The organism is Streptomyces sp. NPDC002520 (assembly GCF_053595235.1).
In genome coordinates, this window is the sequence record NZ_JBSFXG010000010.1 from 127,708 (window position 1) to 154,248 (window position 26,541).

A 26,541-nucleotide genomic window follows, 5' to 3' on the forward strand; every position below is an offset into this window, starting at 1 on the left:
GCTCTGGCGCGCACGTCTGCGGCGTGGGTCGTCACTCGCCTTGCAGTTGCACGCATCAGACCCCGCATGGGCCGGCCGGTGCGCACGGTTCGTCACGGCCGACCTCGTCCAAACGACACCTTCGAGGGGCCCGGTCTCGCCCGGTGTGCGTCGCGCATGGTCCAACCCGCTGGATCGTGCGCGGCGCACAGATCGTGTCCCGTCCCGTCCGGTTAGCGTCCGTGCATTCCCCGAGACAGCCGGGAGGCGGCATGACATACCGGGTGGCCATGGACATCGGTGGCACCTTCACCGACGTCGTCGCGTACGACGAGACACGCGGCACCTACTTCGCGGCGAAGGCCCCGACGACACCGGGCGATCTGGCGGAGGGAGTCTTCGCCGCGCTGGGCCGTGCCGTGTCCGATCCCGCTGCCATCTCCTTCTTCGTGCACGGCACCACGCAAGGGCTCAACGCGCTCCTGGAGCGCAAGGGCGCCAAGGTGCTGCTGCTGATGTCCGAGGGAATGCGGGACGTTTACCACATCGCCCGCGGCAATCGCGACCGGATGTTCGACCTGCACTACCGCAAGCCGGTGCCGCTGGTGGACCGGTACTCCACCGCGCAGGTAGGTGGCCGGCTCGACTGGCAGGGCACCGAGCTGCGTCCACTGGACGAGGACGCGGTGCGGGCGGCCGCCCGACGGGCACGCGCTGAGGGGTACACGGCCGTGGCCGTGTCGTTCCTGTTCAGCTACGTCGACCCCCGGCACGAGCTGTGGGCCGGCGAGATCCTGCGCGAGGAACTGGGCGACGACGTGATGGTGGTGCTCTCGCACGCTGTTGCGGGCGAGTGGCGCGAGTACGAGCGGACCTCGTCGGCCGTGCTCGACGCGTACACCGGCCCGGTGGTGCGCCGCTACCTCGGCCACATCGAAGAGCGGTTCGCCGAGCGTGGTCTCGGCGTCCCGGTGCAGGTCATGCAGTCGTCAGGCGGCGTCGTCAACGCCTCGTTCGCCCGCACACACCCCCTGCAGACGCTGCTGTCAGGGCCGGTCGGTGGCACCATGGGCGGTGTCGCGGCCGCGGGCCTGCTGGGCCGCGAGAACGCGATATGCGTCGACATGGGCGGCACCTCCTTCGACGTGTCACTGGTCCTCGACGGCCGGCCCGACATCTCCAACGAGGGCACGGCCGACGGCTTCCCGGTACTGATCCCGCTGGTGAACCTGCACACGATCGGCGCGGGCGGCGGCTCCCTCGCCTATGCGGAGGCGGGCGGCCTGCGGGTGGGCCCCGAGTCGGCGGGCGCCCTGCCCGGTCCCGCCTGCTACGGGCGCGGCGGCACCCGGCCCACCGTGACCGACGCCAACGCCGTGCTCGGCCGCGTCGACCCGGAGTGGTTCGCGGGCGGCCACATGACGCTGGACGTCGAGGCCGCCCGGACCGCGATGGGCTCCCTGGCCGACGAACTCGGCCTCGACCCGCTCACCCTGGCGGGCGGCATCTGTGACGTCGCCAACGCGAAGATGGCGCAGGCCATCCGCACGCTGACCGTCGAACACGGCCGCGAGCCACGGGAGTTCACACTCCTCGCGTTCGGCGGTGCGGGTCCCATGCACGCCGTGGAGATCGCTCGGGAGCTGGGCGTCGAGGAAGTCGTCGTGCCGCTGTTCCCCGGAGCTTTCTCCGCGTGGGGCATGCTCGGCACCGCCGTACGCCGCGATGTGACCCGGCAGTTCTTCGCCCCCGGCGACACGCTCGACCGCACCGCCCTGGCCGCGGCCCTCACCGATCTGGAGGCCCAGGGCCTCGCCGCGCTCGGCGAGCAAGGCGTCCCCGACGGGCGCCGCTCCGTCGAACATGCCGTGGACATGCGCTACGAGGGCCAGGACTACACACTGACCGTGCCGCTGACCGGCGCCGACGAGCCACTCGCGGACGGCTTCCTCGCCACGGTCGCCGCCCGATTCGCCGCGCAGCACGAGCAGCGCTACGGACATGCCACCCCCGAGGCGCCGGTCGAGTTCGTGACCCTGCGCACCACAGCGTTCGGTGCGCCGCCCACCCAGGAGACCCGGCCGTACACGCCGGACACGGGCGACAAGGCGTGGGCCGGCCGCACCAAACCCGTCGTCTTCGGCGCGGCGGCGCACGACACCCCCGTGCTCCGGCGCGAACACCTCACCGTGGGTGAGCAGTTCAACGGTCCGGCGATCGTCGTCGAGGCCACCTCCACCACCGTCGTCCCGCCGGACGCGCTCGTCACCGTCGACGCGAACGGCTTCCTCGTCATCAAGCTCGGAGGCGCCGCATGAGCTCCCCTGCCGAGGTCGTCACCGACCCGACCCGCACCATCGACCCCATCACCACGGAGATCATCCGCTGCGCCCTCCTCCAGGCCGCCGAGGACATGAACACCACCCTGATCCGCTCGGCGTACACGCCGACGATCTACGAGGCCAAGGACTGCGCCGTCGCGCTGCTCGACCGCGACCACCACGTCCTCGGCCAGTCGTCCGGGCTGCCGATCTTCCTGGGCAACCTGGAGGAGTGCACCCGCGCCACCGAGCGCATGTACGGCCGCGACGTGTGGCGCGAGGGCGACGTCTGGGTACTCAACGACTCCTACATCGGTGGCACGCACCTCAACGACGTAACGGTCTACGCGCCGATCCACGTCAGCGGCGAACTCGTCGGCTTCGCCGCGTCCCGGGCGCACTGGATCGACATGGGATCCAAGGACCCCGGCGGCTCCATGGACTCCACCACGATCTATCAAGAGGGCCTGCGCATGGGCCCGTTGAAGATCTACGAGGGCGGTGAGCCGTGTGTGCTGACGCAGGATCTGATCGCCCGCCAGGTGCGGTTCCCGCAGCCCACCCTCGGTGATATGCGCGCACAGGTGGCCTGTGCGCTCACCGGCGCCCGGCGGCTCGCCGAGATCGTCGAGCGCTGGGGCACCGACACGCTCGCCGCCGCCCGGGACGCCGTCTTCGAGCAGACCCGCCGGCTGGAGCGCGCGCAGATCGCCGCCATCCCCGACGGGGTGTACGAGGCCACGGGCCGGCTCGACAACGACGGCATCGACCTCGACACCCCGTTGCACGTCACCGTGCGCGTCACCGTCGACGGCGACCGCATGGTCATGGACGTCACCGACTGCGCCGACCAGGCGACCGGGCCGGTCAACTGCGGTGCGGCGCAGACCGTCGCCGCCTGCCGGGTCGGCTACAAGCTGCTGGTCAGCGGTGAAGTGCCGCTCAACGGCGGCTCGTTCGACCCACTGGAGGTGGTGACCCGGCCCGGGTCCATGCTGGCCGCGATCGAACCGGCCGCCTGCCAGTACTACTACTCCCACCTCGGCCTCGTCATCGACCTGGTCGTCAAGGCCCTGGCGCCCGCAATGCCGGAGCGCGCCGCCGCGGCCTCGTACGGGGACTCCATGATCGTGCAGTTCACCGGCCTCGACCCGCGCGGCGGCAAACTGTTCGTGTCACAGGAGGCGACGGTCGGCGGCTGGGGCGCCTGGGAGGCCGGCGACGGCGAGACCTGCCTGATCAACAACGTCAACGGCTCCCTGCGGGACATGCCCGTCGAAGTCCTGGAGACGCTGTTCCCGGTGCGGGTCGAGCGGTACGCCGTACGTCCCGACTCCGCGGGCCCAGGCCGGACGCGGGGTGGCAACGGGGTCGTACGCGAGTATCGCTTCACCGCCGACCAGAACCTGTCCCTGTGGTGGGAGCGGTCGGTCACGCCGGCCTGGGGACTGTTCGGCGGCGCGGACGGCGCCGCGCCCCGGGTGACCCTCAACCCGGGTCGCCCCGACGCCCGTTCACTACTGAAGGCGAACGCGCTCCCGGTGCGCGAGGGCGACGTGCTGCGCTGTGAGAGCGGTGGAGGCGGCGGCTACGGTCCGGCGTCCGAGCGCCCCGCCGAGGCGGTGGCCGAGGACGTCCGGCAGGGAGTGCTCACCGCGGAGCACGTCCGGGAACGGTACGGCCGCTGACAGCGGCGCCGGCCGGGGGCCAACGGTGGTGCCGGGCAAGGGAGGCGGACATCACGCGCCCGGCGCCGTCGTCGGCTCACCGGCCCTCGTCGAGCAGCACCTGGCACGCCACATGCAGCGGAAGCCGCAGCTCCGGGTCGTCCGGATCACAGCCCAGCATGCGCAGCCGCTCCAGTCGTGCCGTCACCGTGTTGCGGTGCACCCCGAGGCGGGCGGCCGCGGCCGAGGGGGCGCCGCCGACGTCGAGCAGGACGGCCAGGGTCCGCAGCAGCGCGCCGTCGCGGTCGGCGGCGAGCAGCGGGGCCAGCAGCGCAGCGGCCGGCCGGCGCAGCGCGTCGCGGGGCAGCGCCGCGAGCAGTTGGGCGGATCCCGCCCGGTCCGCGCGCACGACCGTGCCCGGCCGGGCGACCCCGACGGCGGCGACGGCGTCGTCGAGTGCGGACCCCAGCGCGGTGAGGCTCTCGAGCGGGCCCCCGACAGCACCGGCCACCGGCCAGGGCAGCGCGGCCCCGGCGACCGCCGCGGCCAGGCGCCGTTCGGCGCGCACGAAGGCTTCGGCCGGCGGTTCGTCGCCGCCCAGCGTGCGCCAGCAGACCCAGACGTCCCGGTACGCGACGAGCGGGCCGCCGATCCCGGCACGGTTCCACCACGCCATGAGCAGCGGTCCCGCCTGCGTCGCCGGGGCGCCGTCCGACCGCAGCGCGTAGGCGATGAGCGGCCCGTCGGTCGCCCAGCCGAGCGCGACCGCCGAGCCGAGGACCGGGTCGGGTTCGCTGTCCGCCGCAGCGGCGCCCATGTCGGGCGCGTACCGGTCGAGCACTGTCCGCAGCAGGGCCGAGGCCGCTCGCTCGGACCGCTCGATGCCGAGCCGTTCACCGGCGGCCCAGGCGGTCAGCGGAGCCACGGCCAGGTCCAGGACCTCCGCCATCGTCGTGTCCCAGTCCGGGGCGCGGGACTGCGACCGCGCCGTCAGTGTGGCCAGCCGCCCGCCGTCGGGATCGCGCACGGGTACCTGCACGCTCACGGAATCGGGTGCGGCGTGCACGGCCGACGCGCGCCCGGCGAGGAGGGCGCCGGACGGGTCGGTGAGCGCCACCGAGGTGCGGGGCAGCACGTCGTGCAGGGCCGCGAGCACGGGTGCCGGCCGGTGCCCGGCCCGCGCGATCCGCTGGGCGGCCCGGGCGATCAGCGCGGCACGGCCCGCCTCGGGCTGGGCCACCGCGGAGGCCAGCAGTACGGCGGTGTCCAGCGGTTCGCCCTCGACGAGGAGGAGGGTGACGCCGAGGCGGTCGGCCAGGTCACCCACCGAGCCGGCCCGCACCGCCGTAGGTGCGGCCACGACGCAGGCCGCCGCGTGCTCCCACGCCTTGCGCAGCGCCATCTCGACGGTCCACGCGGCCGATGCGACGTGCCCCACCAGCACCACGGCGGTCCCGGGCTGCAGTGTGTCGAGTGACTCGACACGGTCCGCGATCCGGACGGACAGGATCTCGGTGGGCGGATCGGCGGGGCCGTGCACGGTCGTCTCGGGCAGCGGGCCGTGCCGCAGCAGCTCAGCAAGCGTCAGCGGGCGGGTCATGGCAGTGCTCCGACCGCTCCGGCCAGCGCGCGCCCTTCGGGGGTGTGCCAGGCGGGCGCCGCCTCGATCACGACCACGTCGACGGTCAGGCCCGGCAGAGCGCGTTCGACGTCGAGCACGCGCCCGTCGGCGCCGGTGACCAGCAGGATGTGATCGGGTGCGGACGCGACGACCGCGCCGTCGGCCAAGGCGAGCAGCACTTCGTTGTGGGCCTCCAGACGGAACCGGCGCCGCAGCCCGTCCTCCTCGTCGACCAGGACGCTGGTGGGCCGCGACGGCAGGGTGACGGACGCGGCGGAGCTGTCCGGTCCGTACAGTCCGGGGGACGGTTCCAGGGCGACGATCCTGCCCCGGCACAGGCGGCGCGGCCGCCAGGCGGCGAAGCGGGCCGGCCCCTCCAGGGAACCGACCTCGATCGTCCGGCTGACCGTCCCGTGCACGAGGGCTCCCGCCAGCACCGCGCCGTCCACCGGATATCCGGCGGCGACCGCCCAGCCGCCCGCGGCCAGCACCAGGGGACGCACCAGCTCCTCCACGCTGCTGCGCGCGCACTCCAGGGTGATGACGTCGCCGCCGGGCGTGGCCAGGGCGAGCGGCGCCGCGTGGGCGCCGGCCAGGGTGAACAGCGTCTGTTCGAGCAGCGGGAGCACGCGTCCGCAGCCGTCGCCGTCGACGAGCGGCAGGCCGCAGCGGGCGGCCGTGGCGAGGCCGATCAGGGCGTTCTCCGCAGCGGTGTTGAGGGGCACGATGGCGTGGGCCCGGCGCCCGGTGATCCGCTCGACGGCCCGCACAGCCCGCACCGGCTCGTCGCCGGTGGGCAGTGATTCGGCGAGCGCGGCGGACGCCCCGGCCAGGGTGACGGCGACGCAGAGCCCGTCGGGTGCGATCCGGTGGGCAGGCAGCAGCCGCACCGGGCCGTGGGCGGCGAGTTCGGCGCCTGCCCAGTCGAGAGCCACCTGGTACGCGGACTCCTCCGTCCCCGCGGCGAGGACGCGCGCACCAACGGCCAGGCGGGCCAGTTCGGCCGGTCCGATGAGCCGGTCCTCGGCGTCCGTCATGCGGCAGCGTCCATGAGAGGTTCGCCCGCGGCCTGCACCGTCACGCGATGCACTCCGGCCGGCAGGTAGGCGACCGGGGCATGGGTGAGGGACCGCACCCGTACGGTGGCGGGGGCGGCGCCCGCCGCGATGGCCCGGGACAGCGCCTGGTCCCGGGCGGCGTCCAGCAAGTGGTCCAGCTCCGCCCGGCCGGCGGCCGAGACGATGTGCTCGATCTCGGCGCGACAGTCGGCGCGGGCGGCGTGGCGGGCCGCGTCGAACCGCCCCTCGGCCACGGGTGCGCCCGCGAAGACCGCGGCGCGGCCACCGGTGTGGATCACAGGCGCTCCCGGCACCCGTTCCGCCAGCCGTGCGGCGAGGGCGCGGATCTCCTCGGCGCCCGTCCCTTGGGCCCACTCGGTCACGTCCGGGGCACCCAGCTGTACGCGGACGCCCAGAGCCCCCGGGTAGGGGCGCTCGTGCCGCACGGGCTCACCGTCGACCACGGTGAGGCAGCGCACGGAGCGGGCACCCGCGTCCACCACGACCGCCTGCCCGCTGCCGGTGCGCGCCACCGCGCCGCGTGCGGCGCACGAGGTGGCGGGCGAGGTCGCGATGACGGGATGGCGGCGGAAGTAGTCGGCGGACACCAGTCCTCCGCTGTCCCGGGCGAACAGCAGCGGGGCGTCGATCCGGGCGGAGCGCAGAGCGCGGCGGCAGTCCTGTACGAGTTCATCGGCCCAGCCGCCGAGCGCCGCGTTGAGGATCGTCGCGTTCTCGCGTTCTCGCAGGCCCGGCGAGCCGATCTCGTACGAGAGGCTGAGGACCGCGTCCGGGACTGCCTCGGCGATGATCTCGGCGGCCTCGAGTTCCGGTCCGGGTACGGTCGGGGCGCCCGCCGCGCTCAGGGCGAAGGCGGTGACCCCGGCCGCGCGGGCACGGAGCGCGAATCCTGTGACGGCCCGCCGGTCGAGCGCGGCCAGCGGTCGTCCCGTCACGGAACTGCCGCCGGCCACGACCTCGTACGGCCCGGCCACCTCCGCGTGTACCGGCTGCGGCCAGCCGACGAGCGGGCCGAGCGCCGCATGGGAGTTCGGGGAGATCCGCAGCACCGCGACGCGACGCGGCGTGGGCGGCCTGCGGGCCAGGTCGGTGACCACGGAGACGGCCCGCACCCGGCCGGGCAGGGGGCCGAGCCGCGCGAGGACACGGCGCAGGCTCACCGTCGTCGTGGGCGCGCTCGCCACCACCGCCTCGGCCACCGCCCGGTCGGCGGGACCTGGGCCGGTGAGTACGGCCGCGGTCGTCGCGCGCCCCACATCGATTCCGAGTCTCACCTGGTCATCCTCCCATCACGCCCGACCTGGGGGAGCCGAGCCGCCCGGCTACGCCAGGTCCTTGCCCTCGGTCTCCGGCAGCGGGGCCGCGCAGATCAGGGCGAGGGCGAGGAAGGCCATGATGAACAGGATCGTGGACGAGTAGCCCGTCGCACGGGCCAGCAGGAAGCCGACCACGGACGGTGCCAGCGAGGTGGCGCCGAGCTGGGCGGCGGTCGCCCACGAGTACCCGGTGGCCCGCAGCGCGGTCGGGTAGAACTCGCCGTTCCAGGTGTTCCACACGCCCCAGGCACCCAGGCAGAAGAACGACAGGGCGAAGTTCGCCACGTACATGGTGGTGAGGGTGTCGGCGTAGGCGAAGGCCACACCGGAGACCGCGGCGAGGGCGACGTACGGAAGGAAGACCTTCTTGCGGCCGTAGCGGCCCGTCAGCCAGGACGCCGAGACGTATCCCGGAATCATGAACACGGCGCTCAGCGCGACGAAGCCGAGGCTCGCGGACATGCTGAGCCCCTTGTCCTGGAGCAGGGTCGGCAGCCACGTCTGCAGCCCCCAGTAGCCCCAGTTGAAGGCGAAGTTGACGACGAGCATGAGCACGCTGACGCGCAACAGCGACCCTCGGAACAGGTCGACCGGACGGCCGGCCCGGGCCTCGGACGCCGCGGGGACGGCGAACACCGTGCCGTCGGGGACGTCGGCACCGAGCCGTCGCAGCACGTCCCCCGCCTCCTGGTGCCGCCCCTGTTCCGCGAGCCAGTACGGGGACTCCGGGACCCAGGCCCGGATGGCGAACACCCACAGTCCGGCGAGCGCGCTGGCGATGGCGACGACGTGCCAGCCGAGATCGCCCAGGACCTGGGTCACGCCGACGGCGAGGAGGACGCCGATCGGCCAGCCGATGGACAGATAGACCGCCGCGCGACCGCGTAGCGGAGACGGCAGCAGTTCCAGGAAGTAGGGGAAGGTCACCGTGTAGATGCCGGCGAGTGCGAGTCCGGACAGGAACCGCGTCACCATGAGCGTCGTGAAGTTCGGCGAGAAGGCGCTGGCCAGAGCGATGACGCCGTACGAGGCCAGGGACCACAGACACACCGACCGCCGTCCGATCCGGTCGGACACCGGCCCCCACACGAGGCTGCCCGGGATCATGCCGAGCGCGACCGCAGACAGGGCCCAGCCGATCGCGGACTCCCCGATCCCGAAAGCGTCGCCGAGGTCCCCCGACACATACACCAGCGCGAGCTGTTCCCACGATTCGATCACGAACGCCATGAACAAGGCGGTGGCGGCAAGGAGATGCACGCGCCCGAAAGGCATGCTCTCGAACCACGCGCCGACAGGGCGCTGTGTTGTGCCTGCCCCGGCCGCGACGGGGCCGGGGCCCCGGCCCGTATCTCTCATGGTGCTCATCCGTCGTCCTTCCGGCCTGCTCAGGCTACGGCCCCCGGGATCAGGGGTGGCGGCACCATAAACATCGGTGGTCTTCCATCCTCGTGCACGGCGCACACTCGCTCCGTGGGCAGGGCGTGCGTCGTGCACAAGTCGATCGGATCAGGGCCGGGCTTCGGCGAGCGGGCCGTGAGGCGGTTGCGAACTGGCCGCATGGGTGTGAGGGGGCCGTCAGCCGCCTGCGCAGGAAGCCGGGTCGTCCGCCGACATGGACCAGGCGGCAGCTGATCGACGGCATACGGTTTCGTATCCGCACCGGCGTCCCGCGGCGGGATGTGCCGGAGCGGTACGGGCCCTGGGCCCGGGTGTACGACCTCTTCCGCCTCTGGCAGCGGGACGGCACCTGGCAGCGGATCTTCGCCGGGTTGCAGGTGCAGGCCGACGCCAAGAAGCTCATCACCTCGGATCTCAACATCGACTCCACCGTGTGCCGGGCCCACCGGCACGCCGCCGGGGCGAGGGAAAGGGGACCTTTCGAAGGAGCGGTCTAGCCGGTATCGCCGTCGAGCCCGACGACCACGGCCTCGGTCGCTCGCGCGGCGGCCTGACGACCAAGCTGGCACTTGGCCGTCGAGCAGGTCGGGAAAGGCGGGCGGAGGGTCAGCGAAGCTCAGGTGGTTCAGGGGGTGATGGTGTGTTCGGTGAACTGGCCACAGGAGCGGAACCCCAGGCGGCGGTAGACGGGCTCGCCGTCGGCGGACGCCTGCAAGACCGCGATGCGGTGATCTCGGTCGCGGGCCGTGCGGAGTGCCGCGAGCGTGATAGCACCGCCGTAGCCACGTCGGCGGTGGGTGGCCAGGGTGGAGATGTTGTAGATCCCGGCGACCCCCGCGTGATGAAACACTTCGGCCGAACAGACCGGGCGGCTCTCCGCATAGCCGACCAGGTACCGGGCCGGGCAGTGCGCGGCCAGTGCTTGCGGGGCGGCCTGGGCGAAGAAGCGGCGGACGGTGTCAGCAGGCGGGTCCCAGTTCGCGGCAAGAACCGTGGCGTAGTCGGCGAGCTGTTCGTGCGTGGCCACCGTCCGGATGTCCAGTCCTTGAGCGGCGGGCAGTGGCAGGGCGTCGTTCAGCTCGGCCCACATGGCCGTCTCGCGTTCGGACGCCGGCAGACCGGCGGCCGTCAGGCGGGCGGTGAGGTCCTGTGGTGTCGAGGCAGGCCCCACCCGCCAGGAGAAGCGGCGGCCGGTGCGGGCCAGCGTCTGAGCGGTCTCGGTGATACGCGCGGGTGCGGTGGCGGCGGCGAAGCGGGCTGCGGCAACGATATTGAAAGTGTCGTCGTCCAGGCCGCTGTCGGCGACCACGAGGTCACCAGTCTCTGTGACGGCGGCACCGGTCATGCTCCGATGCAGGTGACAGGCATGCTCCGCCAGGTTCCGTTCCATCCTGTCCATCAAGTCGGCTTCATCGAGGAAATGAGCATTCATAGCGGATAACCCCAGCATGACCAGGCGAAGGTCGCACGTGATTTTGGATCGTCCGCCGACGGTGTCGCGCTGGCGACCAGCACATTCGATACACGCCCTGGCCGGGCAGGTGGTGTTGGGGCGGATGTGCCGAAAGTCCCGGCGGACCGGGCGGGGGTGAGCCTGTCCGGTGGGACGGGGTCTTTCGCAGGGACGGTGTAGGTCGGCTGCCGGCGGGCGGGTGAGTCGCAGTTGGGTGTCGGGGGCGAGGATCAGCCAGGTCCAGCGGTCCTCCGCTTCTGGGGTGCGGAACTTCGGGCGTGTCCAGCCGAGGGTCTGCTTGAACAGGTGGAAGGTGTGTTCGATGTCAAAGCGCCGCAGGCCCGGCAATCGGCGGAGAGAATGCTGGGACAGCAATCGCGCTGAAAGCCGGCAAGGGGCCGCCGGCTACGCGGCTGCCCCTTGTCAGGTTCCGGGGTCCAGGTCAGACCGTTTCGGGGGTCCTGGTCTCCTCGGCGAAGTGGATCTCCGGCGGCGGGGTCCGGAACAGGCGGGTGAAGTAGGCAAGGTAGACCACGCCCACGGCAAGCCAGATCAGGCCCAGGGTGATGGCCTTGCCGTCGAGGCGGGTCAGCAGCCAGATGTCGACCGCCGCGCCGACCACGGGGAAGGCGACGTGGGTGAGGGGATTGAGTCTGCGCCCCGCGCGGCGCTCGCGTACGAAGGTGGCGATCACGCTCAGGTTCACCGAGGTGAAGGCGGTGAACGCGCCGAAGTTGATGAACGAGGTGGAGGTCGCCACGTTGAGTCGCAGCGCGATGAGCCCGATTACCCCCGTCAGCACGATGTTGACGGCGGGGGTGCGGAACCGGGGGTGGACGAACCCGAAGAAGCGGCGGGGCAGCACACCGTCGCGGCCCATCGCGAACAGCAGGCGGGAGGCGCTGGCCTGGGCGGCGATGCCCGAGGAGAACTGAGCGACCACCAGACCTGCCAGGAAGATCGAGGAGAACAGGCTCCCGGCGATCGTCCTGGCGATCTCGAAGGCGGCCGAGTCCGGGGCGGCGAAGGTGCTCCCGGGGTGGACGAGCTGGGTCGTGTACGCGAGGAGGACGAAGATGCCACCGCCGATCAGGGCGATGAGGATGATCGCGCGGGGGATGGTGCGCCGCGGCTCGACGGTCTCCTCGGTGAGGGTGGTGACGGCGTCGAAGCCGAGGAAGGAGTACGCGGCGATGGCCGCTCCGGCCGAGATGCCGGCCAGGGTGCTGTGGTCGTTGAGGAACGGCGTGGTGCTGAACAGCCCTCCGGCGCCCGAGTGGCGGAAGACGTGGAGCAGCGAGAAGAGCGCGAAGAAGCCGATGACGAGCACCTGGAAGATCATGAGCAGGTCGTTGGTCTTCTCTGCGGTGCGGATGCCGCGCACGTTCAGCGCGGTGGTGATCGCGATGAAGCCGACGATCCAGACCCAGAAGGGCACGCTGGGGAACTGGGCGTGCAGATAGGCGCCGCCGATCAGCCAGATGACCATGGGCAGGAAGAAGTAGTCGAGGAGCGTCGCCCACCCGACGAGGAAGCCCGCCCTGGAGTCGATGGCCCGCCGCACGTAGGTGTAGGCCGAGCCCGCCACCGGATGAGCCGCGGCCATCTTGCCGTAGCTGTGTGCCGTGAAGATCATCGCGACCATGGCCAGCAGGTAGGCGGTCGGGACGGTGCCGTTGGTCGTCTGCGCGACGACCCCGTACGTGCCGAGCACGATCAGGGGGGTCATGTAGGCGAGGCCGAAGGCGACGACCGATCTGAGGGTCAGGGTCCGGTTCAGCGTCGGGGTGGGCTGTTCCATGGCAGGGCTCCAGGGGGCGCGTAGGGGCCGGGCGGGCTTCCGGGGGTGTGTCGGCGGGCGCGGGGGACGGGACGGAGGGGGGTATGCCGGGAGGTCAGCCGCCGGCGCGGCGGTCCGGATTCCAGCGGCGGGGGTCGATCCGCCCCTGGTACAGCGGCAGTTCGATCGGGGCGTCGCCGTCCTGGAACTGGTCCCATACGCGGTTGAGGCCCGCCGTGCCGTGGGTCCGGACCCGGGTGACGTCGTCGAGGTCGAGGACATCGGTGAGGACGGTGGGCAGGGCGTCGGGGGCCTCGACCCGTACCCGGCCCTCCGGGTCCACCACGAGGCTGCGGCCGGTGCCGACCGGGCCCGCGGTGTTGACGCTGATCACGTAGACCTGGTTCGCGATGGCGTTCGCCCGGGCCAGGACCAGTTCCTGGGCACGGTCGGCGGTCGTCGTCATGACGGGATTGACGATCACTTCCGCGCCCATCCAGGCCAGATGCCGGGAGACCTCGGGGAACCACGCGTCGTAGCAGATCGCGAAGCCGATCCGGCCCGCTTCCGCCAGGTCGGCCACGACGAAACGGTCGCCGGGGTCGTACGGCTCGTAGGGGCGCCAGGGGAAGACCTTGCGGTACGAGGCCGCGAGCCGGCCCTCGGGCGAGAAGGCGAGAGCGGTGTTGAACAGTTCGCCCCCCGCACCGCGCTCGCACACGCTGCCGGGCAGCAGCCAGATGCCCAGGTCACCCGCGAGCTCGGCGAGCATCTTGGTCCGGGGGCCGTCCAACGGCTCCGCGGACTCCCTCAGCTGGGCCTCCCTCTCCTCCCGGGACCCCTCCACGCCGCACAGGTGCAGCTCGGGATGAACCACCAGACGGGTCCCGGGGAACCTCGTGAGGAGGTCCTGGACCTCATCGGCGAAGCCGGCCAGCGGCAGGCGGGAGGAGCGCGGAGGGGCCTGCGCGAGGGCGATGGGCAGGGGGCGGGACACGGGAGTCACCACTTTCGGACAGCGGGTGGCCTGATGGCGAAAAAAAATAGAGCACGATGAGCACTTAAGCAAGAGTGTTCAAGATGAGCACTTTTGAGTACGGTGTCGCCATGCCCGGCTCCTCCGTGAACTCCCGCCCGGCGCGCCCGGAGCAGGCCACGCACGGCCTGAACGCGCCGCCGCTCACCGCCATCCGGCGGCTGTCCGCCCTGGACGCCGTACGGGCCCGTATCGCGCTCGCCGTCGATCTCGGCCTGCTGGCGCCCGGTGAGCGGCTGCCCGGCAGTGACCGGATCGCCGAGGCCCTGGGCGTTTCCGAGATCACGGTCCGCCGGGCCCTGGTGGCCCTGTGCAAGGAAGGCGTGCTGGAGCGCAGACGCGGCCGCACCGGGGGGACGCTGGTAGCCGAGCAGCCCGCGCACTCGACGGTCAGCGCCATCGAGACGTACCGGGCGGCATCGGCCGACGTGCACCAGCTGATCGACCACCGGCTCGTCCTGGAGTGCGGGGTCGCCCATCTGGCCGCGGTCCGCGGCCTCGACACGGCGTCCGCGCAGGACCTGGACCGGCTGATCGAGGCGATGGACCGGGCCCCGAGCTGGGCGGAGTTCCACAGCTGCGACGAGCGGTTCCACATGGCGGTTGCCGCCGCGACCGGGCTCGACTCCGTCGCCGAGCCCTACGGGGCCGTGCTCCGGGAGCTCTACCGTTACTACCTGCCCTACCCGCTGGACTTCCTACGCCACTCCAATGACGAGCACCGCGCCCTGGTGGAGGCGATCCGGCGCGGGGACGCGACGGAGGCGGCCGAGGTGGCGCGCCGACATGTCGAGGAACTCCACAAGAGCATGTTCATGGACCTCCTCGACCGACGCTGACCGGCACCGGCGGCCCATGCCCGCGCCCAGCGCACACTCTGCGCGGGCCGACGCGGCGCACCCGCGGCCGGTCCGCGCACTCGCACCCGGCCGCCGCTGCGTTCGCCCACGTCCCCGAAGGAACAGGGCGGAGGTCCCAGCCGTCGGCGCCCCGGCGGCGATCACACCCAAGAGCACGACCGCGGAGCCGATCACAGACGCACGCGGCGAAGGAGGATGCCATGTCCACCGCGCGTGAGGAGCAGACCCGGGCCGCCGAGGAGGCCGACCGGCTGACGGCGCAGGGAGTGAGCGGAGTGGTCCTCACCATGGTGGACACCGCGGGTATCACCCGGGTCAAGACCGTGCCGGTCTCGGCGCTGCCCGACGCCGTGCGGTGGGGTGTCGCCATGCCGCCGGTCTTCGACCTGTTCCTGGCCGACGACTCCGTCACCAACGGCGGGCACACCAACGCCCCCGAGGGCGACCTCCGGCTCCTGCCCGACCTCGACCGGCTGACCCCGCTGGCCGCGCAGCCCGGCTGGGCCTGGGCGCCGGCCGACCGCCACGACCAGCGGGGCACTCCGTACCCCGGCTGCCAACGCCTGTTCGCCCGCCGGATGACCGAGCGCGCCGCCGAACGCGGACTCGCCCTGCGGATGGGCTTCGAGACGGAGTGGGTGGTCGGCCGAGACTCGGACCCGTCCTCGTCGCCGTCCCGCCCGGCCGCGGGCCCCGCGTACGGCATGGCACGCTTCGTCGAACTGTCCGACTACCTGCGCGACGTGCTGGACGCCCTCGTCGCGCAGGGTGTCGCCGTGCAGCAGCTGCACCCGGAGTACGCGCCCGGCCAGTTCGAGGTGTCCGTTGCACCCGCGGACCCGGTGGGGGCGGCCGATTTGGCGGTGCTCGTGCAAGAGACGGTCAGGGCTGTCTCCGCGCGGCACGGGCTGACGGCTTCGTTCGCCCCGGTCGTCGAGGCGGGAGCGGTCGGCAACGGCCGCCACCTGCACCTGAGTCTCTGGCAGGACGGCCGGAACCTGTGCCGGGACGGGGACGGCCCGCACGGCATGACCGCGGTCTGCGAGGCGTTCCTCGCGGGCGTCCTCCGGGAACTCCCGGCGCTGCTCGCCCTCGGCGCGCCCTCGGCCGCCAGCTATCTGAGGCTCGAACCCTCGCGCTGGGCCGGTGCGTTCCAGTGCTGGGGTCCGGAGAACCGGGAGGCCGCGGTCCGCTTCGTCGCGGGCGCACCGGACGCCGGTTGGGCGGCGAACGCCGAGATCAAGAGCTTCGACGCGGCGGCCAACCCCTACCTGGCGGTAGGCGCGGTCATCGCCGCCGGCCTCGCCGGAATCGACGCCGCCGCGACCCTCCCGCCGCCAGTGGTGGGTGACCCCGCCGAGGTGGGAGGGCACAAGCGGCTGCCCACCTCGCTTGTCGAGGCGCTGGCGCACTTCGAGCGGTCGGCGGTGCTGCGCGAGGCGCTCGGAGAGCCGCTGTTCGGCACGGTCGTCGCCGTACGGGGTGCGGAGGCCGCCCGGTTCGAAGGGGCGACGCCGCAGAGCATCGTGGCGGCAACCCGCCTGCGGTACTGACGGCCGGCGACCGGCCGCCGAGGGACGACGGGTCGTCGTGGCGGACCTGACCGCACTGCTCGTGGGCGGGGTGGCCGGAGGTGTTGTGGCCCCGACTCGAACTGCCCGGAGGCAAGGGGCTGTTTCGCTGTGTTGCGCCAGTGTGTGGCTATGTGCCGCGTGAGGGGACCCGGAGACCCGGGCTGTGTCAATCCCCTGGTCGCGTAGAGACGTTGGCCATGCTGCTCTTCGAAGGTGTGCTCCCGGTCCGGGACGAGGACCGCACTGGCTGTGAGAGGCCGAAGTCCAAGCACTGGATCGGCGCCGACCACGACGGCTGCAACACCTTGCCTGGAGGTTCTGAAGGCCGAGGCGGTCGTCGCGCCGGTGCAGGGGGCGAAGTGCACGCTGACTGGCGGGCAGTGGTACTCGCCCTACGACGACCGCACCATCGACGGCCCGCGGGGCCCGGACATCGACCACCTGGTCCCGCCGGCGGAGGCCTGGGACTCGGGTGCGTCCGCGTGGACGGCGGTGGAGCGGGAGGCCCACCCCGCGACCTGCGGACGGGGGAGCGTGGGCAGCAGCCGTCGCCGGCGCTGGGATCGCCGCAGCCCCCGGTGCCCGGGACGGGGCAGTACGGCGACTCGAACAGCACCAACCAGCAGTGGCGGATCACGGCGGCCGGGTGACCGCCTGAGGGCCGGCCGCGCCGCAGCAGGGCGGATGGCTCGGACCGTTTCCGGTCCGAGCCATCCGGTCTCACCGTTTCGCGTAAGCCGCCGGATCGGACGGTTCGCCGCGGTGTGTCAGCGCTTCGTCCAGGCGGCATCCCCTCGCCCGAAGAGGTCGACGTCCTCCAGCGGGCTCTTGGGGAACTCGCCCCGCAGAAGCCGGGTGAGGAACTCCACCATCCCGCAGTCGTAGCGGCTGAAGAGGTCGTCTCCGCGGTTGAACACGAGCACCGGCCAGGCGGCCGGGTCCTCCCCGGAGGCATCCCAGCACATCATGTCGGCGGCGGAGTCGACCCCCCAGTTGATCAGGCGGGGGGAAGTCCCTTCCAATACCGGTGACTTGTCCGCGAGCTCCCATGCGCCCTCGACGGTCAGGGTCTCCTGGACCATTCCGTCCAGGCCGGCCTCCTCCAGCGGCACCTTGGCCTGCGGCGCGTCGACGACCAGGAAACCCTGGACGGTTCCGGCGCCGTACTCCTCGATGAACCGCTGGTAGTCGGGCGGGAACGGCCGGCCCCACGACAGGGCCATCCCTTCCCAGTCGACGGACGTGCCGTCGTCCCTCGGCGGCGGCATCAGCCGCAGCAGGGCGTCCACATCGGCTCTCGCGCTCATCGTCGGCTCCTCTCGTTCGTCCCGGCCGTCATGGTGTCGAACCCGCGCGAACTCGACCGCGCCGAGGCCGAAGCGAACCAGCCGATCCACCGTCGCGGCACCGCCGACGAGATCGCGCAAGCCGTCCTGTGATTGTGCAGCCCGGGCGTCGGCATCGTCGTCGGCGTCGCGCTGCCCGTCGACGGCGGCTACGTCGCCCAGTGACCACCGAGCCGGCGAGCGGCTCCCCCGGTGGGGCCGACCCGATACGCAGAACAGCTGCCCTAACACCTGGGCTTGGCGCTGGCGAGGTCGGCGAGGAGTTGGACAGCCTCGGTGACATAGCGGTAGGCCGTCGTGGTTCCGACGCCGAACCCGGCCGCGAGCTGGGTATAGGTGTGTCCCGCCCGCAGATGAGCGAGTGTGAGCAGGGCCTGGCGGTAGGGCCTGGCGGCAGGGCCTGGCGGCCGGCACTCAGACGCCGCCGACGGGAGCCGTTCGCACGGCGGTGCCGCCGCAACTGCTGCGTGAGGAGGCGAAGGGCAGAGCTGGACGCGTCGACGCCCGACGGGTAAACAAGCACGTGAAGCCTCTGGTGGCGACGGTTCTCTTGGTCGAAAACCCATTTATCAGGGGCTTCACCACGTTGTCAGCCCAACTACCAATCTCACACGCCAGGTTGGAAAGGGCTCAGTGGCTCACAATTCAGCCGTCGCCGACAGGGCAGAGCGGTGAATTCTGCGTTGCCGCCTCTCTGAGCCGTCCGTCGTGCCCATCTCGCGGGCTGTACGGCGTGCGGAACCGGAAACGAGCAGGCAGATGGGGCGTCGCTGTCGTTCGGGACACGTCGACCGTGATGCTGCTGATGCTGGAGATGACAGGAGGGACGAGCTGCGGTCCACTGGAATGTGGGCCTCACTCTCCTCAATGGGGAGCTCAAGCCACCGGGAGGACCCATGAGAACCACACGCCGCTTTGTTCGCACCGCCACCACCGCCGGTTTGACCGCCGTTCTGACCGGCGCGGCGATAGGCGGGGCCACCGCCGTCAGCACCCCCCAAGACTTCGCGCGCACCGGCAGCCTGCGCCTCGCCGCCACCGCTGGGGGCCTGGCCACCAGCCCGCCTCGCGGCGTCGCCGCACAGTGGGTCAACACCACCGACGCACCGAGCGGCATCACCGTCAAGCTGCCCGGCAGTACCAAAGTCGAGCACGACTCGATCACCATGAGTGGCAAGACCTTCCAGCTGCGGATGTACAAGGCCAGTGCCGGGAAGAACAAGGTTGCCTTCCAGGTCACGGACATGCACGGAGCGGATACCAAGGCCGCCCTGGACCCGGCCGTCCGCGGCGTTGCCGCCTCGATCAGCGGGACCGTCAGCAGGAACCAGCCCCTTGAAGTCGCCGGCCATCCCGCCCGCGAGGGCCGGATCACGTTCGACGACAACGGCACCCCGAGCGTGGTCCTCGTCCGATACGTCGCCGCCGCCGACCACCTCGTCGGACTCGTGGCCAGTGGCCCTGCCGCGGACGAGAAGGGCGTGAAGCAGCTCTATCAGCAGCTCACAGGCTCCCTGCACATCCCCTGACTTCCACGAGGGGTTTGCCCACGAGCCCAACTGCCAATCTTTAGAGCACGAATCCGTGCGGGAAGGGATCGCTCGGGTCGAGCAGATAGTTCGCGGTGGCGGTGATCCAGGCCCGGCCGGAGAACTCGGGTACGACGGCGGGGAGTCCGCCGACCTCAGAGGCCTGCAGGAGTCGGCCGTAGAACCGTGTGCCGATGAACGACTCGTTGATGAACCCGGTGTTCAGGGGCAGCCGGCCGCGCGCGTGCAGCTGGGCCATGCGCGCGGAGGTGCCGGTGCCGCACGGGGAGCGGTCGAACCAGCCGGGGTGGATGGCCATGGCGTTGCGGGAGTGCCGTGCGTCCGAGCCGGGGGCGATGAACTGTACGTGCTTGCAGCCGCCGATGAGCGGGTCGGCGGGGTGCACCGGCCGGTTCCGCTCGTTGATCGTCTGCATGATCGACAGTCCGGCGGCGAGGATCTCGTTCTTGCGGGCGCGGTCGAACGGCAGCCCCAGTTGGTCGAGTTCGGCGATGGCGTAGAAGTTTCCGCCGTACGCCATGTCGTAGCGGATGTCGCCGAGGCCGGGGACCTTGACCGTGGCGTCGAGTTCGAGCGCGAAGGAGTCCACGTTGCGCAGGGTGACCTTCACGGCGCGGCCGTCAGCCACCGTCACCCGGGCCTCGACGAGCCCGGCGGGCGTGTCGAGGCGGACCCTGGTCTCCGGCTCGGTGACCTCGACCATCCCCGTCTCCACGAGGACGGTGGCCACGCCGATGGTGCCGTGGCCGCACATCGGCAGGAAGCCGCTGACCTCGATGTAGAGCACGCCCCAGTCGGCGTCCGGACGGGTGGGCGGCTGGAGGATCGCCCCGCTCATCGCGGAGTGCCCGCGTGGCTCGTCGACCAGGAACCGGCGCAGCCCGTCCAGGCTCTCCACGGCGTACCGGCGGCGCTCGGCCATGGTGTCGCCGGGGATGGGGCCCACCCCGCCGGTGACGACGCGGGTGGGCATGCCCTCGGTGTGCGAGTCGACCGCGCTGATCGTACGGGTCGACCTCATCGTGCGGACTGCTTCTCGAGCGCGGAGATGGCGCGGGCCATGTCGGCCTCGACCTGCTCGCGCATCCGCCCGGTGAGCGGGCCGCGCGGCGGGCGGCAGGGGCCACCGAACCGGCCGACCTGCTCCATACCGAGCTTGATGGCCTGCACGAACTCGGTACGCGAGTCCCAGCGGAACGCGGCGACCAGCGGCTCGTACAGGGCCCGGGCCTCCTCCAGCTTGCCGCTCGTGGCCAGCTCGTACAGCCGGGCCGACTCGGCGGGGAAGACGTTCGGGAAGCCGGCGAACCAGCCGGTGGCGCCCATCAGCAGGCTCTCCAGGACGACGTCGTCGGCGCCGCTGATGACCTCGAGGCCGGGGGCCTGCTCCTTGATTTCCAGGACGCGGCGGACGTCGCCGGAGAACTCCTTGATGGCGACGACGTTGTCGATCCGGGCGATCTCCGCGACCAGGTCCGGGGTCAGGTCGACCTTGGTGTCGACCGGGTTGTTGTAGACCATGACCGGCAGGCCGACGGAGGCCACGGCCTCGAAGTGGGCGAGGACCTCGCCGCGGTTGGCGCGGTACATGGTCGGCGGCAGGCACAGCAGCCCGTCCGCGCCGTCCTCGGCGGCGACCTCGGCCCAGTGCCTGGCCTGGTGCGAGCCGGCGCCGTGCACGCCGACGACCACGACGCCCGAGTCACCGACCGCCTCGACCGCCGTTTGCGCGACCTTGCGGCGCTCGTCGTCGGTCAGAGAGGAGTACTCGCCGAGCGAGCCGTTCGGGCCGACGCCCCGGCAGCCGTTCTCCACCAGCCAGCGGCAGTGCTCGGCGTAACGGTCGTAGTCCACGGCCAGACCGGCCGGGGCGGACGCGTCCTCGTAGTAGGGAAGGGCGGTGGCCACGACCACGCCGCCGAGAGACAGGGTCTGCTTCTGGTTGTCGCTCATGAACTCCGCTCCTGTGAAAGGGAATTGACAGGTCAGGGGGATCGAACGGTCAGAGGTGGTGAGGGGGTGGCCCTTCGGGCAGCGGCTCGGGGGCGGCGGCAAGTTCGCCGAGCCGGATGGGCTGGGCGATCGGGCGCCGGTGCGGTGCGGGCGCCGGCAGGCCCTCGACCGGCCGTTCCGCGGGCCCGCTGGAGAGCCGGGCGTTCAGTTCGGCGACCGTGGGGCCGCAGACCCGGGCCTGGCAGGGGCCGAGGCCGGCGCGGGTCTCCAGTTTGGCGACCCGCGCCGAGGCGCTCTCCCGGGTCGTGGCCGCCCGGCAGAGGGAGACGTAATCGGCCTCCTCGCAGCGGCAGATGACCGTCTCGGGACGCAGCCACTGCGACCAGGCCGTGCCGATCGGGTGCGCTCGGGCCAGCCGTTCGGCGAACGCACGCCCCTGGTCCCGGCTGCGCCGCAGCGGTCGCAGCGCGGACGCCTCCGGGTCGCCACCGGCGGCGAGCCACCCGGCGAGCGCACCCTCGGCCCGCGCCGCCGGGGCGCCCGCGATGCCGGTGATCTCACCGGCCGCGTAGACGCCGGGGCAGCTGGTGGCCTGGTCGGCGTCGACCTCCACGAACTCGCCGCCCGGAGCGCCGCGCAGGGCGCATCCTGCGGCCACCGGCAGCTCCAGCTGCGGACTGAAGCCATGCGTGACGCACGCCGCGTCGACCGCGACCGTGCGCTCGCTGCCCGGCACCACCGACCAGTCCGCGCGCAGCCGTGCCGTGACGACCTCCTCGACCCGTCCGTCTCCGTGCGCCTCGATCACGGCGCGGCCGGTGCGGTAGGGCACCCGGTGACGGATCAACGAAACGGCGTATTCGGCGAGTTCACCGCTCTTTCCGGCCTGTGCGGCGAGCTGCCAGGGGCGCTGTGACCAGCCGCGGGCGACGGTGCCCGGCGTATTGGCCTCCAGAACTTCCAGGACGCGGGAGCCCGCTTCAAGCAGCGAGGAAGCAACGGGCAGGAGGAACGGCCCGGTGCCCGCGACCACCACACGGTCACCGACCACGACCCGCTCACCCTTCGCGAGCGCCTGCGCGGCGCCGGCGGTGAAGACACCGGGCAACTCCCAGCCGGGGAAAGGCAGTACGCGGTCGTGGGCGCCGACGGCGAGCACCAGTGCGTCGGGGTCGAGGGTGAGACGGCGCCGTCCGCCGCCGTCCACGGAACCGTGCAGGACGTGGACTCGAGGAGGGCCCGGCTGCTCGGGATCCGGGCGCTCGAGCGCCCATACCGAGGTGTCGGGCCACCAGGCGCACCGCGGGTGGGCGAGCACCCGGCGACGGCGCCGGTCGAAGGCCCGCCAGCCGTGGTGCAGCACCTGCGGACGGGCAGCGTCGTACGCCTCGGGCAGCATCCGGTGGTACTGGCCGCCGGGCTGGTCCGACGCGTCGATCAGCGTCACCCGGGCACCGGCGCTCAGGGCGGCCTCCGCTGCGGCGAGACCTGCGGGGCCCGCGCCGACGACCGTGACATGACGGTGCGTCATCGCTCCTCCGTTCCGGGTGCGTCGGACTTCTCAAGGCCGGCCGGGGCGAGTGGTGGGCCGGGGGAGGGCTCGGCGTCCTGCCTGCTCTGGGTTGTCACGACGTCGCCGTCACGGGCGCGGCGACGGCAAGCGCGCACATCGCGCTCCTCGCCGACCGTCACGAGACAGTCGAAGCAGATGCCGATCCCGCAGAACACCCCGCGGGGCGCGCCGGAGCGTCCCCGGCGCCAGGCGAGCCGGTCGGCGGCGAGCATGACTCCCGCGATGGTCTGGCCCGCGATCCCGTCGACAGGGTCGCCGTCGACGGTGATCCGCAGGGGCCGGTCCTGCCGCCCGACGGCGTCGGACCCGGCGCGGACACGCCTGGGGCTCATGCCGTCTCCTCCTTCTCGGGGTGTGCGACTTTCTCGGGGTGTGCGCTTTGGCCCAGTACGGCCGGACGGTCCACGCGGAACGGGGTGGCGTCCATGTCCGTCGGCTCGCCGAGCATCAGATTCCGCAGCAGCCGTCCGGTGCCCACGGACAGACCGATCCCGGCGCCCTCGTGACCGCCCGCGTGCCACAGGCCGTCAAGGCGAGGGTCGGCGCCGATGACCGGGAGATGGTCGGGGACGTACGGCCGGAAGCCGCCGTACGCACGCATCACCCCGACCCCGACCAGCGTCGGGAACAGACGCAGTGCCTTCGCGGCGACAGCTGAGAGGACCTCGGGGCGCAGCCGGTCGTCGAAACCGACCCGGCGGCGCGAAGAGCCGATGAGCACGCTGCCGCCACGCGTGGACTCCACGACCGCGGAGGTCTGCAGATCCTCGGCACTGCTGCCGACCGCGCCCACGTAGTCGGCGTCGTAGACCTTGTGGAAGACCATCGGCGGCAGCGGGGTCGTCACGAGGACGTCGCCGCGGCGGGGCCGCACGTCCACCGGTGCGCCGAGACGGGTCGACAGCTCACCGGACCAGGGGCCCGCGGCGTTGACGAACCAGTCGGCCTCCAGCAGGCCGGCCGAGGTGCGGACGCCGGTGATCCGGCCGCCGCGGCCGACCGCGCCGAGCACCTCGCAGCCCGTGCGCAGCGTCGCGCCCGCGGCCAACGCGTCGCCGAGCAGAGCGGCGGCGGCTCCGGCAGGCTGCACCTGCGCGTCCTCGGGGTAGTGCAGGGCCGCTGTGTGCTCGCGGGTGACGTACGGCTCGGCCTGTGCGAGCGCGTCGGCATCGAGAACGTCGGCGCGTACGCCCACCGCGCGCTGGTCGGCGGCGAACCGGGTCAACCCGTCGGCGCCGGCGTCGGTGGTCGCGACGACGATGCCGCCCTTGGGCTCCCACGCCACCGCGTGCGCCGCGGGTACGGAGCGTTCGGCGACGGCGGCGAGCACCTGCGGCCACAAATTCCGTGAGAGCTGGGCCAGTTCGAGCTCCGGCCCCGGTCCTTTGTCGGAGACCAGCACGTTGCCCTCGCCGTGCGAGGTGGTCGCCGACGCCGCGCCCCCGCGGTCGACCACGGTGACGTCGAGTCCGGCCAGAGCCAGCTCGCGAGCGCAGGCGGCGCCGACTATCCCGGCGCCCAGCACCGCCACTCGTGTTCTGTTCATCGAACCCCCCGTGTTCGGTATAGCGAACATTTGGAACGTACGGCGGGGTTCAGAACGTGTCAACGGTCACGTCGGATCGAATTCGGCGGGCCGCCTCGCCCGTGTGGTCATTCCTCCGCGGAAAGGGAAGCGGCGGCGGAGGCGGAGGCGGGGGTGTCCAGGGTCGGATCCGACAGGTGCAGCCGCTGGTCCGCCCGGTACTGCAGCAGGAGGACCGAGCGCACGTCACCGTCGAGTGCCGTATAGCTGTGCGGGGCCGCGGCGTCGAAGCCGACGTAGTCGCCCGGGCCCAGTTCCACCTCGTGCCCCTCGACCTGCACTCCGAGTCGACCGGCCTGCACGATGGTGTGCTCGGTCCCGACATGGCCGAGCGAATCCTGTCGACACTTGGCCCGTACTCGCTGGTCAAAGACTTCCAAGACGGCATCGCTGGCCTCGATCCGCCGCAGTGGACGCAAGTCGACGCCTTCACCGCTGAGCACCTCCACCTCCTCGGCGCGGACCACGGTCAGGCCGCCGGGAGGGCGGGCGTCCAGGAGGTCGGAGATCGCCACCTCCAGGACGCGCGACAGGCTGAACACCGTCTCGATGGTGGGGTTCCCCGTGCCGGACTCCAGCTGCGACAGTGTCGCCTTGCCGATCTTCGAACGCCGGGACAGCTCGGAGATCGACAGCCCTCGCTCGGTCCTGGCCCGTCTCAGATTGGTGGCCAGCATGCCCCGGATCGAGTTCGCGGAGTCGCTCACACCTCTCCCCCTTCTCTTCGCTCGGCGTTCGATATAGCGTACGAGATGTCATGGGTCGTTCGTTATCCAGATCAGCATCGGTCTTCCCGCGCGGTACCGCAAGGAAGGCGACTCGTGCCGGCAGACCCTCAGCCCTCTGCGGTGTCCGGAGCGACGAAGTCCATTTCCTGCCGGAGTTCGTCGACGTGGGAGATCGCCGACCGGCTCTTCGTCGGGTCGGCAGCGCACAATGTGGCGGCACGCCCGTACGACAGGCTCATCGCGGCCGCCATGGGCGGGAGATGGGAACCCGTCGGCCGGGGCGACCAGGATGTGATCGGCCGGCTTCGCCGCGGGGGAGTGCCGAGTGTCAGTGATGGGACGGGTCGTCGCACCCATCCGGCGGCCGTACCGCAAGCCGGCCACGGTCTGCTTGTAGCGCTGCCAGAAGCTGAACGCCGACGACGCAGTCGTCGGACGTCAACCGGATGAGTGTGCCGGCGAGATGGGCACCGCCGCGATCCGCGACATCGATATCGTATCCGCGACTCGCCGCGATGATCGCGAGGGCCTCTCCCCGCACAGCCGCCAACCGCTGCAGATCGGATCACGGCCCGGTCGGCGCCGGACTGGCCGCCTCTGCCACGCTTCCCACCCCCGATCAGGGCGAGTACGGGCGCTTGACGCCCTGAGCCGGTTTCTTCTCGTCCACGGGTGCCGACCGGGCGGAAGGACCGGAACGGTCAGAACGACAGGGGCACGTGTCGCTGGGCACACCCCTGCTCGTCCAGCAGCCACCCCATGCGTTTGACGTGACGCAGGGAGAGCGCGCGGTCCACCACCTCGAGCTCCGGGACCTGCTCGCCGAGCACGGTCTCCAGGCGTTGCATGTCTCCCACCCCGCGCAGCCACACCGCCAGCAGCAGGTTGGGCCGGGATCCGGTGACGGCGGTGCACAGCCTTGTCTCCGGCATGGCCGCCAACTTCCGGGCGGCGTGGCCGAGTCGAGCGGGCGGTACACGTCCCCACAGGGACGCGGAGACCGGCCATCCCGACAGCGGTTGCGCAACTTCGCAGCGCACCACCACCGACCCGTCGGCGAGCAGGGCGTCGACTCGGCGCCGTACGGTGCTGACGCCCAGCCCCAACCGTGCTGCGAGATCGCTGTACGAGGCCCTGCCGTCGGGGGCGAGCTCTTCGGCCAGCTCCAGGTCCCGGCGTGACAGACGTGCCCGAGGTCGCTGCGGCGCCGGGATCCGGACGGCCTGCTCCAGCCGCCGCTTCTGGGCGGCGTCGAGCGTCCGCAGTCGCCAGCTGCTGCCCTCGACGAGCACGGTGGTGGCCAGGTGCGCCCGGGTGGAGCGGACCCCCGCGATCACGCCGACCCCGGTCAGCAGGAATTCGGAGAGCGCGGCGAGGCTCGGCATGTGGACGGTGAGCAGCAGGTCGTGGTCGCCGGTGGTGTGCTCGACGGTGGAGACCCGCCGCTCCGCGGCGAGTTCGGCCGCCACCCGGAGCGCGGCCCCGGCCTCGCACGCCACCTCGATGAACGCGATGTTGATCTGCGTGAGGTCCCGGACACCCGGATAGACCGACATCCACGCCCGCCCGGAGCGGGAGAGCTTCGCCCAGCGCCGGGAGGCCGTGGCCGCGTCGACCTCCAACGCCTCGCCGATGAGCGACCACGGGACGCGCGGAGCCACCTGCAAGGCGTTCAGCAGGCTGAGGTCCAGCTCGTCGAGGTCGGCGAATCCATGCATG

The 26,541-nt window shown here is 72.0% G+C and carries 22 protein-coding genes and 3 pseudogenes; 7 read left to right on the forward strand and 18 right to left on the reverse strand.

The features are described from left to right. Positions 1-251: 251 nt before the first annotated feature. Complete coding sequence (locus ACWD5D_RS16850) at positions 252-2,297, forward strand: hydantoinase/oxoprolinase family protein (RefSeq protein ID WP_451373452.1); 2,046 nt, start codon at positions 252-254, stop codon at positions 2,295-2,297. Continuing rightward, positions 2,294-3,988, forward strand: a complete 1,695-nt coding sequence (locus ACWD5D_RS16855; RefSeq protein WP_451373453.1) for a hydantoinase B/oxoprolinase family protein — start codon at positions 2,294-2,296, stop codon at positions 3,986-3,988. Before ACWD5D_RS16850 ends, ACWD5D_RS16855 begins: the two co-directional genes overlap by 4 nt. 76 nt (positions 3,989-4,064) lie before the next feature. On the opposite strand, the gene ACWD5D_RS16860 is transcribed toward ACWD5D_RS16855, so the two are convergent. From ACWD5D_RS16860 to ACWD5D_RS16875, 4 genes are read right to left on the reverse strand one after another with little or no spacing between them, the layout of a single operon-like run. After that, the gene (locus ACWD5D_RS16860; RefSeq protein WP_451373454.1) at positions 4,065-5,567 is read right to left on the reverse strand and encodes a PucR family transcriptional regulator; all 1,503 of its coding nucleotides are present in this window, start codon (positions 5,565-5,567) and stop codon (positions 4,065-4,067) included. Next, positions 5,564-6,625 (reverse strand): DUF917 domain-containing protein, encoded by a 1,062-nt coding sequence (locus ACWD5D_RS16865; protein WP_451373455.1) that lies wholly within the window; start codon positions 6,623-6,625, stop codon positions 5,564-5,566. Before ACWD5D_RS16865 ends, ACWD5D_RS16860 begins: the two co-directional genes overlap by 4 nt. Beyond that, positions 6,622-7,941 (reverse strand): hydantoinase/oxoprolinase family protein, encoded by a 1,320-nt coding sequence (locus tag ACWD5D_RS16870; protein ID WP_451373456.1) that lies wholly within the window; start codon positions 7,939-7,941, stop codon positions 6,622-6,624. The genes ACWD5D_RS16865 and ACWD5D_RS16870 overlap by 4 nt, the downstream gene beginning before the upstream one ends. A 48-nt stretch (positions 7,942-7,989) precedes the next feature. Next, positions 7,990-9,258 (reverse strand): MFS transporter, encoded by a 1,269-nt coding sequence (locus ACWD5D_RS16875; RefSeq protein WP_451373457.1) that lies wholly within the window; start codon positions 9,256-9,258, stop codon positions 7,990-7,992. Between the two features lie 209 nt (positions 9,259-9,467). Here ACWD5D_RS16875 and ACWD5D_RS16880 point away from each other — a divergent pair, with 209 nt between their 5' ends. Further along, the gene (locus ACWD5D_RS16880; RefSeq protein WP_451373458.1) at positions 9,468-9,881 is read left to right on the forward strand and encodes a transposase; all 414 of its coding nucleotides are present in this window, start codon (positions 9,468-9,470) and stop codon (positions 9,879-9,881) included. Positions 9,882-10,009: 128 nt separating this feature from the next. Here the strand turns inward: ACWD5D_RS16880 and ACWD5D_RS16885 are convergent, their stop codons facing one another. The 4 genes and pseudogenes from ACWD5D_RS16885 to ACWD5D_RS16900 form a co-directional block, all read right to left on the reverse strand. After that, a complete protein-coding gene (locus tag ACWD5D_RS16885) occupies positions 10,010-10,774 on the reverse strand; it encodes a GNAT family N-acetyltransferase (protein WP_451373561.1) in 765 nt (254 codons plus the stop codon). A gap of 135 nt (positions 10,775-10,909) precedes the next feature. Continuing rightward, positions 10,910-11,176, reverse strand: a pseudogene (locus tag ACWD5D_RS16890) (NF041680 family putative transposase); the annotation flags it as partial. Positions 11,177-11,279: 103 nt separating this feature from the next. Next, positions 11,280-12,638: an APC family permease gene (locus ACWD5D_RS16895; RefSeq protein WP_451373459.1), complete on the reverse strand. Its 1,359-nt coding sequence runs from the start codon at positions 12,636-12,638 to the stop codon at positions 11,280-11,282. A gap of 94 nt (positions 12,639-12,732) precedes the next feature. Further along, a complete protein-coding gene (locus ACWD5D_RS16900) occupies positions 12,733-13,614 on the reverse strand; it encodes a carbon-nitrogen hydrolase family protein (protein WP_451373460.1) in 882 nt (293 codons plus the stop codon). 83 nt (positions 13,615-13,697) lie between these two features. Here ACWD5D_RS16900 and ACWD5D_RS16905 point away from each other — a divergent pair, with 83 nt between their 5' ends. Beyond that, positions 13,698-14,492 carry a FadR/GntR family transcriptional regulator gene (locus tag ACWD5D_RS16905; RefSeq protein WP_451373461.1) on the forward strand — a complete coding sequence of 265 codons (795 nt, stop codon included), beginning with the start codon at positions 13,698-13,700 and terminating at the stop codon, positions 14,490-14,492. A 221-nt stretch (positions 14,493-14,713) separates the two neighbouring features. Next, complete coding sequence (locus tag ACWD5D_RS16910) at positions 14,714-16,066, forward strand: glutamine synthetase (protein WP_451373462.1); 1,353 nt, start codon at positions 14,714-14,716, stop codon at positions 16,064-16,066. Positions 16,067-16,854: 788 nt separating this feature from the next. Here ACWD5D_RS16910 and ACWD5D_RS16915 read toward each other — a convergent pair. Beyond that, the gene (locus tag ACWD5D_RS16915; protein WP_451373463.1) at positions 16,855-17,394 is read right to left on the reverse strand and encodes a hypothetical protein; all 540 of its coding nucleotides are present in this window, start codon (positions 17,392-17,394) and stop codon (positions 16,855-16,857) included. Positions 17,395-17,442: 48 nt separating this feature from the next. Here ACWD5D_RS16915 and ACWD5D_RS16920 point away from each other — a divergent pair. Continuing rightward, positions 17,443-17,598: pseudogene (locus tag ACWD5D_RS16920) on the forward strand (SDR family oxidoreductase); the annotation flags it as partial. An 80-nt stretch (positions 17,599-17,678) separates the two neighbouring features. Here ACWD5D_RS16920 and ACWD5D_RS16925 read toward each other — a convergent pair. Then, a pseudogene (locus tag ACWD5D_RS16925) lies at positions 17,679-17,956 on the reverse strand (helix-turn-helix domain-containing protein); the annotation flags it as partial. 373 nt (positions 17,957-18,329) lie between these two features. Between ACWD5D_RS16925 and ACWD5D_RS16930 the strand changes: the two are divergent. Then, positions 18,330-18,962 (forward strand): hypothetical protein, encoded by a 633-nt coding sequence (locus ACWD5D_RS16930; RefSeq protein WP_451373464.1) that lies wholly within the window; start codon positions 18,330-18,332, stop codon positions 18,960-18,962. Positions 18,963-19,002: 40 nt separating this feature from the next. Here ACWD5D_RS16930 and ACWD5D_RS16935 read toward each other — a convergent pair whose 3' ends face one another. From ACWD5D_RS16935 to ACWD5D_RS16970, 8 genes are all read right to left on the reverse strand, one after another. Beyond that, complete coding sequence (locus ACWD5D_RS16935; RefSeq protein WP_451373465.1) at positions 19,003-20,004, reverse strand: proline racemase family protein; 1,002 nt, start codon at positions 20,002-20,004, stop codon at positions 19,003-19,005. Further along, positions 20,001-20,936: a dihydrodipicolinate synthase family protein gene (locus ACWD5D_RS16940; RefSeq protein WP_451373466.1), complete on the reverse strand. Its 936-nt coding sequence runs from the start codon at positions 20,934-20,936 to the stop codon at positions 20,001-20,003. Before ACWD5D_RS16940 ends, ACWD5D_RS16935 begins: the two co-directional genes overlap by 4 nt. A 49-nt stretch (positions 20,937-20,985) precedes the next feature. Beyond that, the gene (locus ACWD5D_RS16945) at positions 20,986-22,467 is read right to left on the reverse strand and encodes an FAD-dependent oxidoreductase (protein WP_451373467.1); all 1,482 of its coding nucleotides are present in this window, start codon (positions 22,465-22,467) and stop codon (positions 20,986-20,988) included. Further along, positions 22,464-22,841 carry a (2Fe-2S)-binding protein gene (locus tag ACWD5D_RS16950; protein WP_451373468.1) on the reverse strand — a complete coding sequence of 126 codons (378 nt, stop codon included), beginning with the start codon at positions 22,839-22,841 and terminating at the stop codon, positions 22,464-22,466. The genes ACWD5D_RS16945 and ACWD5D_RS16950 overlap by 4 nt, the downstream gene beginning before the upstream one ends. Next, positions 22,838-24,055, reverse strand: a complete 1,218-nt coding sequence (locus tag ACWD5D_RS16955) for an NAD(P)/FAD-dependent oxidoreductase (RefSeq protein ID WP_451373469.1) — start codon at positions 24,053-24,055, stop codon at positions 22,838-22,840. Before ACWD5D_RS16955 ends, ACWD5D_RS16950 begins: the two co-directional genes overlap by 4 nt. A 107-nt stretch (positions 24,056-24,162) precedes the next feature. Beyond that, complete coding sequence (locus tag ACWD5D_RS16960) at positions 24,163-24,801, reverse strand: helix-turn-helix domain-containing protein (RefSeq protein WP_451373470.1); 639 nt, start codon at positions 24,799-24,801, stop codon at positions 24,163-24,165. Between the two features lie 128 nt (positions 24,802-24,929). Then, a complete protein-coding gene (locus tag ACWD5D_RS16965; protein WP_451373471.1) occupies positions 24,930-25,073 on the reverse strand; it encodes a hypothetical protein in 144 nt (47 codons plus the stop codon). Between the two features lie 450 nt (positions 25,074-25,523). After that, positions 25,524-26,540: an Lrp/AsnC family transcriptional regulator gene (locus tag ACWD5D_RS16970; protein WP_451373472.1), complete on the reverse strand. Its 1,017-nt coding sequence runs from the start codon at positions 26,538-26,540 to the stop codon at positions 25,524-25,526. Between the last annotated feature and the right edge of the window lies 1 nt (position 26,541).